Origin of the sequence: Weissella bombi (assembly GCF_900094835.1) — a bacterium.
In the GTDB taxonomy this organism is placed as follows: domain Bacteria; phylum Bacillota; class Bacilli; order Lactobacillales; family Lactobacillaceae; genus Weissella; species Weissella bombi.
Genome location: NZ_FMAO01000001.1, coordinates 72,413 through 89,957 on the forward strand (window position 1 = coordinate 72,413; position 17,545 = coordinate 89,957).

16 protein-coding genes are annotated in these 17,545 nt (G+C 35.6%); 14 read left to right on the forward strand and 2 right to left on the reverse strand.

The window, feature by feature from the left end; all coding sequences use genetic code 11:
* Positions 1–47: 47 nt before the first annotated feature.
* Positions 48–1,964: a sucrose-specific PTS transporter subunit IIBC gene (locus GA0061074_RS00380; RefSeq protein WP_092461125.1), complete on the reverse strand. Its 1,917-nt coding sequence runs from the start codon at positions 1,962–1,964 to the stop codon at positions 48–50.
* Positions 1,965–2,200: 236 nt separating this feature from the next.
* Between GA0061074_RS00380 and GA0061074_RS00385 the strand changes: the two genes are divergently transcribed.
* From GA0061074_RS00385 to GA0061074_RS00435, 11 genes are all read left to right on the forward strand, one after another.
* On the forward strand, positions 2,201–3,673 hold the full coding sequence (locus GA0061074_RS00385; protein WP_092461126.1) for a sucrose-6-phosphate hydrolase: 1,473 nt from the start codon (positions 2,201–2,203) through the stop codon (positions 3,671–3,673).
* Positions 3,674–3,733: 60 nt separating this feature from the next.
* Complete coding sequence (locus GA0061074_RS00390; RefSeq protein WP_092461127.1) at positions 3,734–4,717, forward strand: LacI family DNA-binding transcriptional regulator; 984 nt, start codon at positions 3,734–3,736, stop codon at positions 4,715–4,717.
* A 304-nt stretch (positions 4,718–5,021) separates the two neighbouring features.
* Complete coding sequence (gene treR, locus GA0061074_RS00395; RefSeq protein ID WP_092461128.1) at positions 5,022–5,729, forward strand: trehalose operon repressor; 708 nt, start codon at positions 5,022–5,024, stop codon at positions 5,727–5,729.
* Positions 5,730–5,746: 17 nt separating this feature from the next.
* A complete protein-coding gene (locus GA0061074_RS00400; protein ID WP_092461129.1) occupies positions 5,747–6,235 on the forward strand; it encodes a PTS sugar transporter subunit IIA in 489 nt (162 codons plus the stop codon).
* A gap of 17 nt (positions 6,236–6,252) precedes the next feature.
* Entirely contained in the window at positions 6,253–7,767 is a 1,515-nt protein-coding gene (locus GA0061074_RS00405; RefSeq protein ID WP_092461130.1) for a PTS transporter subunit EIIC, read from the forward strand.
* A 24-nt stretch (positions 7,768–7,791) separates the two neighbouring features.
* Positions 7,792–10,098: a glycoside hydrolase family 65 protein gene (locus GA0061074_RS00410; RefSeq protein ID WP_092461131.1), complete on the forward strand. Its 2,307-nt coding sequence runs from the start codon at positions 7,792–7,794 to the stop codon at positions 10,096–10,098.
* A gap of 6 nt (positions 10,099–10,104) precedes the next feature.
* Positions 10,105–10,773, forward strand: coding sequence for a beta-phosphoglucomutase (gene pgmB / locus GA0061074_RS00415; protein WP_092461132.1), 669 nt, complete (start codon positions 10,105–10,107; stop codon positions 10,771–10,773).
* A gap of 183 nt (positions 10,774–10,956) precedes the next feature.
* Complete coding sequence (locus GA0061074_RS00420) at positions 10,957–11,274, forward strand: SemiSWEET family transporter (RefSeq protein ID WP_092461133.1); 318 nt, start codon at positions 10,957–10,959, stop codon at positions 11,272–11,274.
* 142 nt (positions 11,275–11,416) lie between these two features.
* Positions 11,417–11,800, forward strand: coding sequence for a VOC family protein (locus GA0061074_RS00425; protein WP_092461134.1), 384 nt, complete (start codon positions 11,417–11,419; stop codon positions 11,798–11,800).
* A 96-nt stretch (positions 11,801–11,896) separates the two neighbouring features.
* Positions 11,897–12,463, forward strand: coding sequence for an LOG family protein (locus GA0061074_RS00430; RefSeq protein WP_092461135.1), 567 nt, complete (start codon positions 11,897–11,899; stop codon positions 12,461–12,463).
* 28 nt (positions 12,464–12,491) lie between these two features.
* Positions 12,492–13,391, forward strand: a complete 900-nt coding sequence (locus tag GA0061074_RS00435) for a hypothetical protein (protein ID WP_092461136.1) — start codon at positions 12,492–12,494, stop codon at positions 13,389–13,391.
* A gap of 189 nt (positions 13,392–13,580) precedes the next feature.
* On the opposite strand, the gene GA0061074_RS00440 is transcribed toward GA0061074_RS00435, so the two are convergent.
* The gene (locus tag GA0061074_RS00440) at positions 13,581–14,255 is read right to left on the reverse strand and encodes a type 1 glutamine amidotransferase (protein WP_092461137.1); all 675 of its coding nucleotides are present in this window, start codon (positions 14,253–14,255) and stop codon (positions 13,581–13,583) included.
* Positions 14,256–14,533: 278 nt separating this feature from the next.
* Between GA0061074_RS00440 and GA0061074_RS00445 the strand changes: the two genes are divergently transcribed.
* The 3 genes from GA0061074_RS00445 (at position 14,534) to GA0061074_RS00455 (ending at position 17,473) form a co-directional block, all read left to right on the forward strand.
* Entirely contained in the window at positions 14,534–15,787 is a 1,254-nt protein-coding gene (locus GA0061074_RS00445; RefSeq protein ID WP_092461138.1) for a peptidoglycan bridge formation glycyltransferase FemA/FemB family protein, read from the forward strand.
* Positions 15,788–15,907: 120 nt separating this feature from the next.
* Positions 15,908–16,945: an SGNH/GDSL hydrolase family protein gene (locus GA0061074_RS00450; RefSeq protein WP_092461139.1), complete on the forward strand. Its 1,038-nt coding sequence runs from the start codon at positions 15,908–15,910 to the stop codon at positions 16,943–16,945.
* A gap of 15 nt (positions 16,946–16,960) precedes the next feature.
* Positions 16,961–17,473: an NUDIX hydrolase gene (locus GA0061074_RS00455; RefSeq protein ID WP_092461140.1), complete on the forward strand. Its 513-nt coding sequence runs from the start codon at positions 16,961–16,963 to the stop codon at positions 17,471–17,473.
* Positions 17,474–17,545 lie beyond the last annotated feature (72 nt).

Sequence of the window (17,545 nt, forward strand, 5' to 3'; positions counted from 1 at the left end):
GACCAATGATTAAAAAATCATTGGTCTTTTTGTTATATTCAAAATTTTTAAGGTGTCACAATAACGAACTGATCACCATGTTGAATGTCCCCGTTACCTAGACGAGCAACGTTGTTGAAGTCAGTTGTATTTGTTACGGCTGTGATAACCGTTGTGTCATAGTCAGCTGCTGCAACCTTGTTGATATCAAAACTACCTAATTGATCACCAACATTGACGTGTTGACCTTGTGTTACGTTCGTTTCAAAAAATTCGCCCTTTAAGTTAACGGTATCGATTCCTAAGTGGATTAGAACTTCAATCCCATCATCACCCTTAATACCATAAGCATGTTTTGTTTCATAAACGACAGTTAATGTACCTGCAATTGGTGCATAAATATTGTTGTCAGTGGGTACAATTGCACCACCTTCGCCCATTAATTTAGAAGAAAAGACATCATCATTAACTTCACTAAGATCAGTAGCGACACCTGAAACAGGAGCCATCACAATTTTGTCAGTGTCAGTAATAACTGGAGTTGATGTGACATCATCGTTTGTAGAAGGGGCACCAACGCCATCGATAGCAGCCATTTTAGCACTGTTCTTCTTACCGTATAAGTAAGTTAGTGAGAATGCGACTATGAAAGAAACAACCTCACATAGCAAATAAGCTGGGATTGATGTTGCATTAATTGATAGGAAACCTAAGAAACCAGCTGATCCTAGTGAAACAGCAATTACGTGCATGAAACCGGCTAGAGCAGCAGCAACACCTGAACCAATTAAGGCACAGAAGAATGGGAACTTATACTTTAGATTAACACCGAATAGTGCGGGCTCTGTAATCCCTAGTAGGGCAGATACTGTTGCAGAAGAAGACAAACCTTTCATCTTTTTATTCTTTGTTAATGCAAAGATACCAAATGTTGCAGCACCTTGAGCAACGTTAGCCATTGAGGCAACAACGAAGATAAAATCACCATAACCAGTATGGTTTTGAGTAAAAGCACTAATTAATTGTGTTTCAATGGCAGGGAAACTTTGATGTAATCCGGTTAAGACAATTGGTGAATAAAGTAAACCAAAGATACCGGTACCAACAAAACCAAGTGCGCCATAGATGAATACAATACCATCAGTAATACCGTCTGAAAGTAGACGCATGACAGGACCGACAACTACGAAAGTTAAAAAGCCTGTTACCATTAATGAAATTAGTGGTGTAAAAGTAAAATCAACTGCTGATGGTAACTTTTTATGTAAGAATTTTTCAATAACTGACAGAATATAAACAGCGGCTAATACTGGAATAACTTGATAATAATAATTATTTTGTGAGACTGCTAAACCAAAAATATCCCAATTATGATTTGCGACTAAATCTGGGGATACCATAATCATTGCCAGAGCAGCACCTAAGTATTGGTTAGCACCAAAACGTTTAGCTGCGGAAATTCCAACCAGGATTGGCATGAAAATGAATGGGGCAGCAGACATCAACTGAATCATGGCTGATAGGCCTTTAATAGCAGGTAATGTCTCAACTAATGCTTTCGGCCCAAACAATCCCTCAGAAGTTAAGAAATTATTCAAGGCCATTAATAGACCACCGGCAACTAGGGCTGGAATGATTGGTACAAAGATATCAGATAATAGCTTAATAAAGGCCATGATAGGATTGAATTTTTTGTTATCCTGGGCCAAGTCTTTTAATTCTTCAGTTGAAACTGGTGATACATTAGCAATCTTGATTAGTTCATCGTAAACATTGTTAACATCACCAGGACCAATAATGATTTGATATTGACCATTTGTTTTAAATGTTCCTTTAACATCATCATTATTATCTAATGCGTCTTGTTTAATTTTTCCCTCATCTTTAATAACTAAACGTAAACGTGTTGCACAGTGTGCAGCGGCAGCAAAATTGTCTTTACCGACAGCATCGACAATTTCATTAGCAACTTTTTTATGATCCATTTTTCTACTCCTTTTGGATATTTGAAAGCGTTTTCTCTTATTGCTACATACTAAGGATACCGCATTTTTTGTGTATGTCAATCGTTTGACATTAAAAATTTTAAAATTTATTAGAGGTTATATTTTAAGGAGTAATAATTGTGTCAAACGATTGACATTTATTTTCATTTAACTTATTTTATAAGTGATAGATTTTAATATAAATAACTCACTGTCACGAAAAGGAGAGCCTTATTATGGCATGGACGAGAGAGCAACGTTATCGGAATTATTCAAATTATTCAACGACTTTAATTGATAATTTGGAAAAACAAGCCGCTACGTCACAATACAAACCAAAATTTCATATTAGTCCTAAATCTGGTTTATTAAATGATCCAAATGGATTTTCATTTTTTAACGGTCAATGGCATGTGTTTTATCAGGCGTTTCCTTTTGGACCAGTTCATGGGTTAAAGTCATGGGTGCATTGTGTATCTAATGATTTGGTTCATTGGCAAAATTTAGGCATAGCTTTACCAGCCGGCGGTCGTTATGATTCACATGGTGCCTATTCAGGTTCAGCTCAGGTGATTGATGATCAATTATTCTTAATGTATACCGGAAATGTTCGTACACAAGATTGGCAACGAGAAAGTTTTCAAAACGGTGCTTGGATGGACAAAGATAATCACATAACAAAATTAATGGAACCATTAATTAAGCAACCAGCTTATGTTACTGATCATTTTCGCGACCCACAATTATTAAAAATTAATAACGAGTATTATGCATTAATTGGCGCACAGGATAAGGAAACATTAAAGGGTGAAATATCACTTTTCCAATCGAATGATTTAAAAAATTGGCATGATCAAGGCTATGTTAAACACAATTTACATGACTTAGGATTTATGGTTGAATGTCCCAATTTAGTTGATGTTGATGGCAAAAAAGTATTAATTTTTTGTCCTCAAGGGTTACCACAAGATGAATTAAAAACGACTAATATTTATCCGAACGTTTACGCAATTGCTGATTATTTTGATTTTGAACAGAATTATTTTGAAGCAGAAAATGGTGAGATGGTACAGTTGGATGAAGGTTTTGATGTTTATGCAAGTCAAGCATTTAATGCACCAGACGGTAATGCATATTTGATTAGTTGGATTGGGTTGCCAGAAATTGCATATCCAACGGATAAAGAGAACTGGGCCCATTGTTTAAGTATGGTAAAACAGTTAAAAATTGTTGACGGCCAGCTTTACCAGCAACCCGTTGCCGCAATGTCAAAATTACGGGATTATGAACAGGAATTACCTCAAAAGCAACGTGTATTGGTTGAAAAAGCTGGTCAACAATATGAACTACGTCTAACGTTAGGGGCAGATCAAATTGGTAATTTACTTTTGGCAAGTGATGGTACTACAGAACATGCATTACAATTAAAATTTAATACAATAGACGGGAAATTAACCGTTGATCGGTCAAACGTTGGTGAAAAATTTGGTATTGAATTTGGTGAACAGCATCAAATTAGACTAGATCCAAATACGCCTGTAATGCTTGATATTTTTGTTGACCATTCCGTATGTGAGATTTTTGTTAATGATGGTCAAAAGGTTTTGACTTTACGTTATTTTGCAGATAATTCGCATACAACGATTGCTTTTTCTGATGAAAACATAACTGACTACACAGGGCAATATTTTAAACTTAACGATATGTAATGGTTATTTTTTGGTACAATGAATAAATAAAAGTTATTTGTTCAAAAAGGATGTGCTATTGTGAAACCAAAATTATCAGATGTTGCTAAAGAAGCGGGTGTATCACCAACCACTGTCTCGCGAGTGATTAATAATCATGGTTATTTAAGCGCACAAACGAAGCAAAATGTTTTTGATGCAATGGAAAAGTTACATTATCAGCCAAATTCATTGGCGCGATCTTTAAAGGGGAAAAAAACACGGATTATTGGGTTGATTTTTCCTGGTATCACAAATCCGTTCTTTTCAGAATTAATTGAAAAGCTTGAAAAAAGTTTATTTTTGCAAGGCTATAAAGTTATTCTTTGTAATTCAGCAGACGATGTTGAAAAGGAACGTGATTATTTGAGAATGCTGTTAGCTAACCAAGTTGATGGTATTATTACAGGTGCCCATAATTTAGGGATTGAAGAATATCAAAATACTAATTTGCCAATTATTTCTTTTGACCGGCGTTATGTTGACAAAATGCCAACAATTAGTAGCGATAATCTACAAGGTGGTGTTTTAGCGACACAAACCTTATACGATGCTGGTGCGCGTCAAATTTACTTTATGGGAAACCCTGACCAAAAGGGAAATCCGACTGATAAACGGTTACAAGGATATCGTCAACAAATTGAAGTGTTGGGCCTAGATAGTCATGTACTTCCAATCTATTTTGATGAAACACCAATGATTAAACAAGCTTCTATTCGGCGTTTATTAGAAAAAGGACAAGCTGACGGTATCGTATGTGCGGACGATTTAACAGCTATTCTAGTATTACAGGTCGCAGCGATGCTCAAAATAAAGGTGCCCGATTCGCTAAAAGTTATTGGCTACGATGGTACAGATTTCATAAGAACGTATTTCCCAGATTTAACGACAATTGTGCAACCGTTAGATGATATTGTCATGATGTTAGTCAAGATGTTAATGCATAGAATTGATAATGATGAGCAACTGATTGATGAAGGAGATTTTATTTTACCAATTTCGTTGTATCGTGGAACAACAATTTAAAAATTTTAAATAGTTAATTAAGGGTGTCGAACCAAAGACGAAAAGCTTTGTTTCGACACTTTTTGTTTATTCTTTAGCATAATTTTATTGCAATTCTAAAAAGCTGGTCAGATGGAATTAGTAAATTATGTTAATTTATTGTGGAAGCGAATACAATTGATTAAAAAACCTGACTAGCCCGGAAAATCAACGTAAATCAAGGGTTTGTACAACCTGACTAGTCCTGTTTTAAAATTGTTGATATGTCAACGTTGAAAACGATTTCATAGTCAGGTAGAATGAACTTGTTGAAAGGGGGAAGCAAATGGAAAAATATCAAAAAATCTATCAAGATTTATTGAAGGATTTGCATAATCAAGTTTATCTGCCAGGTGATTTTCTGCCAAGTGACGGTAAATTGGTGCTTCGTTATCAAGTATCACGTGAGACTGTTAGGAAAGCAGTTAAAGCTCTAGCAAGTGATGGTTATGTACAAAGGTTACCTGGTAAGGGATCTGTCGTTTTGGATCGTAAACATTTTGTGTTTCCCGTTTCAACTCTTGAAAGTTATCGTGAAATGGTATCACAAGCTAATTTAAATGCCAGCAATGATGTCATTAGTATTGAGCCAAATGTTGAAGTTCCTGAAAAATTAACTTTATCTGATTCTTCAATGTTGGCAAGTTTAGTAGAAAGACGTCGACGAGTAGACGGTGAAGCAACTGTTTTAGATTATGATTACGTCAATCAAGAAACGGTCGCGACGGTGCCTCATGAAGCGGCGCAAAAGTCATTGTTTGACTACTTTGAAAATCAATTAGGATTACAAATCGACTATGCAATTAAGCGAATGACAGTTGAGAAAAGCAATGCACGTGATCGTCAGCTCTTACATGTTGATGAAAAAATGGCCATGGTTGTCATTCGTAGTGAAACCAGGTTAGCTGATAATCGTATTTTGTCATATACGGAATCACGCCATCGTGCTGATCGCTTTACAAGTGTTGAGTTTGCAAGACGACGTAAGGTTTAACGAGAAGGAGATTATTCATGTTTGGATTTGGAAAGAAAAAAGTCGCTGAAAATGATGCTAATTTATACGCACCGGTAACAGGTGAACTAATTAATTTAGAAAATGTTTCTGATCCTGTTTTCGCTGGTAAGATGATGGGCGATGGATTTGCAGTTGAGCCTAATGGTGGTGATATTGTATCGCCAGTTGCTGGTGAAGTGACACTACAACAAGGACACGCAGTTGGTATTAAGCGTGTTGATGGACTTGAAATTTTAGTTCATATCGGTATTGATACGGTGTCATTAAATGGTGCACCATTTGCTCCACAAGTAAAAGTTGGGGACATTGTTTCAGGTGGTGATACCTTGTCAGTAGTTGATTGGCAGAGTATTGAAACTGCCAAGTTACCTAAGACGACAATGGTATTAATTACTAACTCAGCAGATAAGCTAGATAACTTGACGACAAATGTTGGTTCAGTTACGGCGGGTGAACAAGTTGGTCAAGCAATTGCCATCAATTAATTGAGGAGGAAATACTCATGGCAAAACAAGATTATGATGCATTAGCAAAGGACATTATCACAAACGTTGGTGGTAAAGAAAACGTTGATAAAGTTATTCACTGTATCACACGTTTACGTTTTTATTTAAAAGATGAGAAGAAGGCTGATTCAGCGGCAATTTCAGATTTAGATGGGGTTGCAGGTGCAGTTTACAATTCACAGTTGGGCCAATACCAAGTTGTTATTGGACAGGCTGTTGAAGATGTGTACGACAAAGTTATCGATCAATTGGGTGATGATGTTGTCGATGCAGAAGCAACTGAAGCAGCGGTTGAAGCAACTGGCGGTGCCACAGGTGGTTCTAATAAACCTAAAGGATTTTTTGGCACAATTAAGTATGGATTCCAGTTGCTAATTGGTACCATTACTGGTTCAATGATGCCGGTCATTGGTTTATTGGCAGCTTCTGGTATCTTAAAAGGATTTTTAACGTTATTTACATTTAATTTGGGTTGGATTGATGAATCATCAACCACATACCAAATTATTAATACAATGGGTGATTCAACCTTCTACTTCTTGCCTATTTTAGTTGGTTATACTGCTGCTAAGCAGTTGAAGTCGGATCCAATTATTGTCGCAGCGATTGCAGGTGTGTTAGTGCACCCAACGATGGTTGATTTAGGTGCTAAGACTTCAAAGAATTTCACTGAGTTTTTGGGTGTAACGATGAATGCAACTTTCTTGGGGCTACCAATTCACATTCCATCTTACACATATTCAATTTTCCCAATTATCTTTGCGGCTTGGTTAGCTCGTCCAGTTGGAAACTGGCTTAAGAAAGTTTTGCCACTAAGCCTTCGTTCAATTTTCCAGCCATTATTTACGTTATTCATTGTTTCAATGGTTGTCTTGGTCGTTGTTGGACCGGTTATCACTTTGATTTCATCAGGATTGGCAGCATTTATTAATTGGATTGTAACGTTAAACCAAGCAATTGCTGGTTTGTTGATTGGTGGTCTTTACCAAGTATTAGTTATTTTCGGTCTACATTGGATGATTGTGCCACTTATTTCTAACGATATTGCACAAACTGGTCATTCAGTTTTGAATGGTTTGATTAACTTTACAATGATTGCACAAGGTGCTGGTGCTTTGGCAGTCTGGGCTAAGTCAAAGATTACAAATATTAAGAGTTTGGCATTAGCTGGTGCACTATCTGGATTTGCTGGTGTTACTGAACCAGCCATGTACGGTATTAATTTGAAGTATGGTCGTGTTTTCTGGATGGCAAACATTGGTGGTGCTGTCGGTGGTTTGATTGCTGGATTGTTTAAGGTTGATATGTTTGGTTTCACTGGTTCATGGATTGGTTTCCCATCATTCTTCTCAAAGACAAATCCAAATAACATTTGGTATTTCGTAATCGCTGGAGTTGTCACAACAGTTGTGTCATTCATCGCTGTTTACTTCTGGGGATTCAAGGATTCTGATGTAAAGGCTGCTAAGGAAGCTGAACAAAAGAATGTGTTCAAGGATGCAGTTCAATAATTAATTCAAATAAAGGAGTTATAGATGAGTCAAAATAATTGGCAATTAGTTTATGATAATTTAACAGATGGTGTTAGGTCATACGGCGAAGAATCATTATTAACTTTAGGAAATGGTTATCTTGGTTGGCGTGGTGCTCCAGTAATGACATCTTATAGTGACGATCATTATCCAGGATTATATGTTGCGGGAGTATTTAATCAAACAACAACGCCAGTAGCAGGGCGTGATGTGGTTAATGAGGATCTTGTTAATTTGCCTAATCCGCAATTGATTAATTTATTTGTCGATGATGAATTGATCTCATTTGAACCAACGGCACGTGAATCAATTTTACACTTTGACACTGGTCTGCTGTCAGAAAAATTCACGTTACCAACTGCTAAAGGTGATTTGATTTTAGAAACTCAAAAAGTTGTTAATCCATATAAGATGCATCAATTAGCACTTAATATTTCAATTTCAGGAGATTTTAATGCCGATGTGACAGTGCAAGCCGTTATTGATGGTACCGTAGAAAATAAAAATGTTAAGCGTTATCGTGATTTTGAATCGCGTGAGTTCGATGTTACCAATATGACGGATAGTGTCTTAACTGCACAAACAAAACAATCAAAGATTGTTTTAGCAGTTGGCGCAAAAACAACTAGTGGTGATGCGGAATTTGTATCAACACAGGCAGATAATCAAATTGTGACACAAGCACAATTCAAATTAACACCAGATAGTGCCATAAATATTGATCGCATCATTGGTGTTGCAACTAGTTATGAAGAAGACAATCCGGTTGATGTTGTTACGCAACAATTGACGGATACGTTTGCTGATATTAAAGCGGATGTGCAAAAGTATTGGCAAGGTGTATGGAAAGATAATGACATCGTGTTAGATAGCGATGATGCAGATTTGCAACGCATGATTCGTATGAATATTTTCCATATGCATCAGTCGGCACAACACAATGCTAATCAATATTTGGATGCTTCTGTTGGTTCGCGAGGATTAACAGGTGAGGGTTATCGAGGTCATATTTTCTGGGATGAAATTTTCGTTGTACCTTATTTAGCTGCTAATGAGCCAGCGGCAGCTAAGGATATCTTGAAATACCGACTAACACGCCTGCATGGCGCACAGTTAAATGCACAATCAGAGGGCGAAGTTGGTGCAATGTACCCTTGGCAATCTGGTATGACTGGGGATGAGCAAGCACAAATTATTCACTTAAACACGGTGAATAATGAATGGGATGCTGATAATTCCCGCTTACAACGCCATGTATCGTTAGCCGTAGTTTATAATCTTTGGATTTACGTGCAAATGACTGGAGATGAAAGCATCTTACGTGAAGGTGGTTTAGATGTTGTTGTTGAAACTTCAAAATTCTGGTTGAATAAAGCACAGTTAGAAGAAGATAATCGCTATCATATAGCTGGTGTAATGGGACCTGATGAATTCCATGAGGCTTATCCTAATGCAGAGACTGGTGGTATTAAAGACAACGCTTATACTAACTTGATGTTGACTTGGGCTTTGAACTGGTTACAAGAATTAGGTGCTAATCCACAGCTACCTGATATTGATCCATCCTTACTCGCAGAAGCAGAAGACGTTGCTAATAAGCTAGCCTTGGAAATTAATGAGGATGGTGTGATTGCACAATATGCGGGTTACTTTGATTTAAAGCCGGTTGATTTTGACGCCTATCGTGCTAAGTATACTGATATTCACCGAATTGATCGTTTGATGAAAGCAGAAGGCTTATCACCAGATGATTATCAAGTCGCTAAGCAGACAGATTTGTTAATGACGATTTATAATCTAGGTCATCAACATATGTTGCGGTTAATTGAACAATTAGGCTATTCAGTACCAGAAAATTGGTTGCAAGTGAATAAGGATTACTATCTTGCTAGAACAGTCCATGGTTCAACAACATCACGACCTGTTTTTGCAGGAATTGATATAACGCTTGATAATAAGCAAGAAGCATTAGAATTCTTAACGACAGCAATCGGATCAGATTATTATGATATTCAAGGTGGAACAACAGCAGAAGGTATTCACATTGGTGTAATGGGTGAAACATTAGCGGTCGTTCAAAATGAATTTGGTGGTGTTAACCTACGCGATGGTGCCGTTGTTATTAATCCTAGTTTACCCGATAGTTGGTGTCACTTATCATTTAAGCAACGTTTCCGAGGAACACTAATAGCAATCGATATTGTTCCAGGCAAAGTAACAGTGTTAGCGGATCATGATATTGACGTAACGGTTTATAACCAAAGTGTTCACTTGATTGCAAACGAAGCTAAGGTAATTGAGGAGGTTTAGCAATAAATGACTAATTTTACAACAATTAAAGGTTTTGCATTTGATATGGATGGTGTTTTGGCTGATACTGCAAAATTCCATACTATTGCTTGGCATCAAATCGCTGATGAAGTGGGAACAACCTGGACGCCTGAACTTGAAGAAAGTTTAAAAGGTATTGACCGAATGGGAAGTTTAGCCTTAATCATGGATGCTGGTGGTGTTGCGGATAAGTATGACCAGACAGCTCGTGAAAACTTGGCAACTAAAAAAAATACACAATATCGCGAGTTAATTTCAACATTAACACCAGATGATATTTTACCTGGTATGCAAAAGTTTTTGGATGAACTAAAAGCAGCTGGCTATCAAATGAGTGTTGCATCAGCATCAAAGAATGCACCATTTATTATTGAACGTCTTGGGTTAACGGATTATTTCAAATCAGTTGTTGATCCCGCATCAGTAACAGCTGGTAAGCCTGACCCAGCAATCTTTGCGGCTGCGGCTGATGTTCTAGGACTACAGCCATCAGAAGTAATTGGTATTGAAGATTCAGCAGCGGGTATTCAGAGCATTAATGGTGCTGGTGAAACGAGTGTTGGTATTGGCGATAAAGATGTTTTAAAGGCAGCTAACATTAATTTTGGCAGTACAGCAGATGTTACCTTAGCAGCAATTGAAGCTGCTTGGTAAGAAATAGATTGTAAAAGGTTGGGACAAAAGCAATTGTTCTAACCTTTTTATTTATAAAACAATTAAAACGCATACAAATTGCAAATATTATAATTTTTATAAATCATACCTTGCATAATAAAATAATACGTCTATCATAAGAGGCGAGCATTATTTTATCTGTAGGAGGAAATAAACGGGAAAATGAACAGCGAAACCGATAAATCTAGTGATAGACGGCGCTTTATTGATTCAAATAGAAGGGTTAAGGTAGTCAGGATCGTTAGTGAATTAGCGACAGTGATGTGTGTGTTAATGTATGTTTCATACATTTCTGAAATTCAATCTAATTTAGCAGGAAATCCAGTGTCACTGAGTCAGCCACTAACAATGATGTTAGATGCTATACTATGGACTGGTTATGGCTGGTTAAAGAAGTATCGAGATTGGCCACTTATTATATCAAATGTACCGGGGGTATTATTTGGTGTTGTAACCATTCTAACAATATACGTTCATTAAATTTAAATATAGGTAAATAAAGCACCTAATCAGTATTAGTTTAATGATTAGGTGCTTTATATTTATGAATTGTCATTATTAAAGTAACCGTTTACAATAGTAGTTATTGAAATGAATTAATAAATTTTTGGGGGGAAATGTAATGGCACTAACGGACTATTTTTCAGGATTACAACATGTTGGTATTCCGGCTTCATCATTGGCCGAATCGGAGGCATTCTGGACGAAATTGGGATTTGAGAAAATTGGCGATTTTCCAGTTGGGAATGTGATTTTTATGAAACGTCAAAACTTAGTGATTGAGGCTTGGACTGGGGATGAAATTGTTGGGAAACCAGGTGCTATCAACCATATTTCATTGGATGTGACAGACGCTGATGCTGCATTAGTCGAAGCCAAAAAAGAAGGCTTTAACTTAATAGATAATGAAGTACAACATTTACCATTTTGGGACAAGGGTATTAAATTTTTTAATGTTCAAGGACCGGACGGCGTAATTGTTGAATTCTGTGAAATTGTAGAGTAAATTAATATAGTTATCAAAATTAGCCTTCTGATTGTGCTTTAAAGCCAATACAGAAGGCTATGTTTTAGTAATTAAAGAATAGGAGCATTTTATTTAATGAAAAAGGTTGCAGTTTATTGCGGTGCATCGACAGGAAATGATGATAGTTACCAACAGGCGACAAAAGAATTAGCTCACGCTCTAGTTGAACGTGATTTAGAACTAGTTTATGGTGGTGGTGGCGTTGGATTAATGGGAACGTTAGCCAATGAAGTCTTAATAAATGGTGGTAAGGTTCACGGTGTTATGACAAAACAACTAGTTGAACGTGAAGCAGCCTTTGATAAGTTGACTGATTTGCAGGTTGTTGACAACATGTCAATCAGAAAAGAAAAAATGTTGACGTTGTCAGATGCTTGCATTGCTTTACCGGGAGGCCCAGGAACATTAGAAGAGATTATTGAAGCCTTTTCGTGGGCACGTTTAGGTAATAATTCTAATCCATGCATTTTTTATAATGTGAATAACTATTATGAACCCTTAGAAAAAATGTTTGATACAATGACGGAGAAGGAATTCTTAACGATGGCAGATCGTGAAAAGTTGCTTTTCTCAGATTCTTTAGATGAAATATTTAACTTTATGGCGACATATGTGCCACCTAAGATTCGAACTTATAATTAAGAGCATAATGATCTTTTAGGAGGTCGTAGTGAAGCGTAAATATATAATTATTAGTGTTATTACAATATTAATCGTCGGCATTTTGAGTATCAGTTTAGTTGTTTATCATAATAAACAGCAACACATGTATGATAAAATGGCCGATGCTTTTTTTAAAGCCGCAAAACAGAAGAATAATCGGCCAGACGAAATAAAAAAACATATTAAGGATCCTAATAAAGAAAATTCAAGCTTTAGCATTTACGCTAAGCGGGATAATAAGCAACAATATTATATTAAGTTACGTGAGGTCGGTATTGACGCAAAATCACCACTTATTGTTAAAGCAAAAGGAAAATTGCAAGGTAAGACATTGATTGTCCCCGAATATGATGCAGCAAAAATTAAGTATCGAGGCTATACGAGTTATTATCTGGTTGATAAAGCAGCTAATTTTAGTGACGTCAAGTTAGTTAATAAAACAGAGTTTACGCATCATAAAAAGAAACGTTTGTTTTCGTTAAATAATTTTAATGTAAAAAAAGCAAAGCGACATGTAGAGATTGTTAAAAAATTGGATATGCCAACACTACAGTCAAATAAAAAATTGTTATACGCAACAATCATTTATTATGGTATTAGCAACTTGCCGATTGAACGATGGCAAGAACTGGCTGATAAATCTAGTGGTTGGCAAGTTAATGCATTGCCAGATGGTCGTAAACTTGTTTGGTCAGGTAAAAATATAACGGATGATGAAAAACAATTACCGCCTAATTACTTCAAACTTGATAAAAATGGTGTTGATTATCGAAGCTTTATTATTCATTCAAACAATCAAGAGATGTCGCAGTATGTTAAAACTGATCAATTATTGCAGTATGCTAATCAAAATCCAGCAAGGATAAAGCAAATTAATAGGATGGCAACGCAAATTAACGTAGAATAATCCTAATGAAATCATTCATTTTGGGGAGGATTAACGTTGAAGAATCGTAAAATCGGTAGTTTGTCAGTTTCACCTGTTGAAACACAACAAAATTCTTTTGGTAATAACTGGGCAAAAAATAGATATTAAACATAAACAACCCCTGTAGGTTAGCAAAATGCTAATTTACAGGGGTTGTTTTATATATGATTATTTATCAGCGCTAATATAATTTAAAATTTGGAACATCGTTTCTTGATTTTCTTTTGGTACTGGCGTTTTTAAAATATCTGTTGCATTCTGCTTAAAGATAGAGCCTGCAATATAAGGCGCATCATTGGTGACAATTTCACGGACATCATTATCTTGTGGTTCGAAATGAAATTGTAATCCAACTACGCGATGATTTAGTACAAATCCTTGATTTTTCACAGCATCACTAGAAAATAATAATTCAGCTTCCTGTGGTATTTCAAACATTTCTTCATGCCAATGTAGTGCCAAAAGTTTGTCGGGTATATCAGGAATGGTTGTTGTTTGTCGATAAACTGGTGCCCAACCGACCTCTTTTGCTGGTGACTTTTTGATTACATATCCCATAGTTTTAGCAATTTGTTGGGCACCAAAGCAGGCACCAAACATAGGGGTATCTTTGTTTAATAATTCTTGGATTAAGTTTCGTTCCGCTTTAATCCAAGGTAAATCATCATTAGGACTCATCGGACCACCCAAAATTACCAACATGTCTGTTTGATCAGCTGTTGGTAAAATACCATTAAATTGATAGGGATGATAGACATAAATTTGATGTCCAAATTTTTCAGCCCAAGTTCTAATACTACCCGGACCTTCGTTAGGCGTATGTTGTAAAATATTGATTCGCATGAATATTTTCTCACTTTCTTTTACGAGTTATAATAATAGAGTTTAATGGAAATTTTAATTTATTATATTACAAAAAAGGGGTAATATATGCAAATTAAATTTAGATTTAACAATTCTTGGTAAGCAATTTATTTAAAGTTGCTTCTGTAAAAATCATGAATTGTTTTAGGCTTTTTTAAGAAATTGTTATCTGTTTTTAAAATAGGTGTATAATAAATGTCATATACGTACATATATTTGTAATAAATAAAAAACAGAAATAGGAAATTGTGGGCATTATGAGGTTTATAACGTTAGATAGTCAACTAGACCAGTGGGAAAAGTTTGTGGAAACTAATGAAGTAGGGAACTTTGGTCAAAGTAGTTATCAATTTGAATTGTTGTTAAGTAGGGGTCGTAAAGCAAAAGTATTTGGTGTCGTGAACGATACAAATGAAATTCTTGTTGGTGGTGTCGTGAACTGGGATCCCGCCAAATTAGGTTATAAGTATTCATTAGATTACGGACCAATTGTAAAGGATTGGGCTGATAGGGATGCCTTGCAATGCTTTTTTAATGGTTTAGTGCAGTATGCTAAACATAATAAGGGGTTGTATTTAAGTTTGTCGCCAAATGCTATTTATCAAGAATTCGACAATGATGGACAACCAATTTGTACACCTAAAAAGCAAATTCTTGATACGATGTGTAGTTTGGGATTCACGCATGAACCATTTAAGTATGGCATGCAAGATACTGGCGTAACGGTTTGGCAATATGTTAAAAAGATTGATGGTCAAACATATATGGAAATATCAAAGAGTTACCATAAGATGGCCAAGCAGTATTTAAAGAAGAATAAGCTCTATCAAGTTAATGTGCGTGAACTATCTAGAGAAGAGTTGCCGGTGTTTAAACAAATTATTGATGACACGGCTGAACGTCGGCATTTCTTGAGTAAAGATTTAACTTATTTTGAAACGGCGTACGATAAATTTAAGAATCGGGTTAAGTTTGTAGTAGCAGAAGTGTCCTTCTCGAAGTATATTCAAGTTGCCAATGATAAACTTGAAAAGGCTAACCGTGATATTGATAAGTTGGAACAGAAACGTGAGACAGCTGCTAATAAAACACGAATTGATAAACAACTTAGTGAATTATTCAAGCAAAAGGAAAATCATAAAGTACGGATTGAACATGGTAAACGAATGCGGATTCACGCAGGAAAAGATGTGATTCCAGTTGCTGCGGCCATGTTCATCATTATGCCACAAGAGACGGATTATTTATTTTCGGGATCATATGAAGAATACAGTGAGTTCTATGCACCTTACCAAATTCAAGACTATATGTTACAAATTTCGCAAAAATTAGGGGTTAAAACATATAACTTCTTAGGCATTGACGGTAAATTTGACGGCACCGATGGTGTTTTAAAGTTTAAGACACAATTTGAGGGTGTTGCGCAGCAATTGATTGGTACTTTTGATATACCGGTGAATAAATTTAAATTTAGTGTGTACCAAAATTTGAAAAAATTAATTGCTAAATAATTCTATATTTGGAAACATATAAGTGCTATCCTTATAAAGGTTTGGCTTCGTAATACTAAAACGAAGCGCGTTAAATAGCACTATACATACAAGTATGAGTTGGTTTTAGGAGAGTCGGAAATGTCTAGTAAGTATATTAAATTTAGTATGTTCGTGGTCACAGTACTGCTTATTCTATCATTTCCCAAAAATTTGATATTTGCTAATGAATTGATAACAAAAACGTCTCAAAATGGTCTATTATTGCCAGTTACCAGGCAAAATAAGGTTCTTGCTGTAAGCAAAGACGAAACTAGAGTACTTTCAAATGAAATCTACTATGGTAATAAACGTATTTTAATAATTGGTGATTCATTATCTGTTGGGTGGGATGGTACACAAGTGCTCAAAGATAATTATCCGACCGTATTAAAACGATTATTGAATCCGAGAACACTAAATAATTCCTTTTCGTCAGCAGGTTCACAAATATCTGGCAATGATAATGGTACGCCGATATTTGACCTATCTAATAATGTTTCACGCATATTAAAGGGTAATACTATAAAGCACACAGATATTGTCGTTTTGGAAATTGGCATAAATGATTTAGATTACAGTCGTAATAATTTAGGGTATGTACAGCAGAAGCTGCAAGCTAATATTCAACGGTTGCGCAATGCAAACCCGGCAATTAAAATTTTCGGTATTTTGCCCGTGACGTCATATATTCCAATTAAGCAAAGTAATTACGCAATTGATCAATTAAAAAGTGCATTAACGGATGTTTATTTTAGTTTTGGTATCCCAGTACTTAATGTTACTGATTTTGGTGTCGCTAATTCTCCATCTGACTTGGGGGATAAATTAGTCCATCCAAATCAAAAAACATATCGACAAATGGCTAAAGTTATTAGTAATTGGATGAATAGTAACTACATAATGCTTTCCGATGAACATGATAGTAAACAATTGTTTAGTTCAAATGGTTGGCAAAAGAATGAATCTAATCAGTGGCAATATGCTGTTAACAATGTTCTACAATCTGATTATCATGAAATAAATGGGCGTGGTTATTATTTTGATCCTAAAACAAAAGCATTGGTTACAAATCGAAATATTAATTATTTGGGCAACCGATGGTATGCTGATAAAACAGGCGTGTTATTAAAGAGATAGCAATGGAGGGTAAATATGGAACATAATAATGTACATCGTGCATTTGGTGTCTATGGTATTATTGTTATTAATAATAAGTTAGTGGTAATTAAGAAAAATGGTGGACCATATATTAATCGATTTGATTTGCCTGGTGGCAGCTTAGAAGACGGTGAGTTTTTAAAAGATGCTATCAATCGTGAAATTAAAGAAGAAACCGGTCTAAAAGTTTCTAAGATAAAACAATTAGGTGTTACTAGTTTTAAATATCCTTGGCGTTATTTGGATTATGAGATGAACCAACATATTACCGTTTTCTATGAAGTTCAGGAATTTTCTGGCCAAGTAATGAATTCTGTTAATCAGTTTGAAGGGCAAGATTCGTTAGGTTCCTTGTTAGTTAATTTTGATGAATTAAATATTAATAATGCGTCCCCACTTGTTTTGAAAGCAAAAGACTATATCCAGTCTGGTGTATTTGATACTAACGATATTAGTATAGAAAATTGGCACGTTTTGTCAGAAAATGAGCGTGTTTTTACAGATTAGAAATTTTATCAAGAATAATTTATAAAAAGTCAGCAAACTGAACTAATTTTAAGTCAGTTTGCTGACTTTTGC

Bases quoted from the DNA above. Each gene is read 5' to 3' on its own strand.
- GA0061074_RS00380 (WP_092461125.1), bottom strand. From the start codon at position 1,964: ATGGATCATAAAAAAGTTGCTAATGAAATTGTCGATGCTGTCGGTAAA.
- GA0061074_RS00385 (WP_092461126.1), top strand. From the start codon at position 2,201: ATGGCATGGACGAGAGAGCAACGTTATCGGAATTATTCAAATTATTCA.
- treR (WP_092461128.1), top strand. From the start codon at position 5,022: ATGGAAAAATATCAAAAAATCTATCAAGATTTATTGAAGGATTTGCAT.
- GA0061074_RS00400 (WP_092461129.1), top strand. From the start codon at position 5,747: ATGTTTGGATTTGGAAAGAAAAAAGTCGCTGAAAATGATGCTAATTTA.
- GA0061074_RS00405 (WP_092461130.1), top strand. From the start codon at position 6,253: ATGGCAAAACAAGATTATGATGCATTAGCAAAGGACATTATCACAAAC.
- GA0061074_RS00410 (WP_092461131.1), top strand. From the start codon at position 7,792: ATGAGTCAAAATAATTGGCAATTAGTTTATGATAATTTAACAGATGGT.
- pgmB (WP_092461132.1), top strand. From the start codon at position 10,105: ATGACTAATTTTACAACAATTAAAGGTTTTGCATTTGATATGGATGGT.
- GA0061074_RS00420 (WP_092461133.1), top strand. From the start codon at position 10,957: ATGAACAGCGAAACCGATAAATCTAGTGATAGACGGCGCTTTATTGAT.
- GA0061074_RS00425 (WP_092461134.1), top strand. From the start codon at position 11,417: ATGGCACTAACGGACTATTTTTCAGGATTACAACATGTTGGTATTCCG.
- GA0061074_RS00430 (WP_092461135.1), top strand. From the start codon at position 11,897: ATGAAAAAGGTTGCAGTTTATTGCGGTGCATCGACAGGAAATGATGAT.
- GA0061074_RS00440 (WP_092461137.1), bottom strand. From the start codon at position 14,255: ATGCGAATCAATATTTTACAACATACGCCTAACGAAGGTCCGGGTAGT.
- GA0061074_RS00445 (WP_092461138.1), top strand. From the start codon at position 14,534: ATGAGGTTTATAACGTTAGATAGTCAACTAGACCAGTGGGAAAAGTTT.
- GA0061074_RS00450 (WP_092461139.1), top strand. From the start codon at position 15,908: ATGTCTAGTAAGTATATTAAATTTAGTATGTTCGTGGTCACAGTACTG.
- GA0061074_RS00455 (WP_092461140.1), top strand. From the start codon at position 16,961: ATGGAACATAATAATGTACATCGTGCATTTGGTGTCTATGGTATTATT.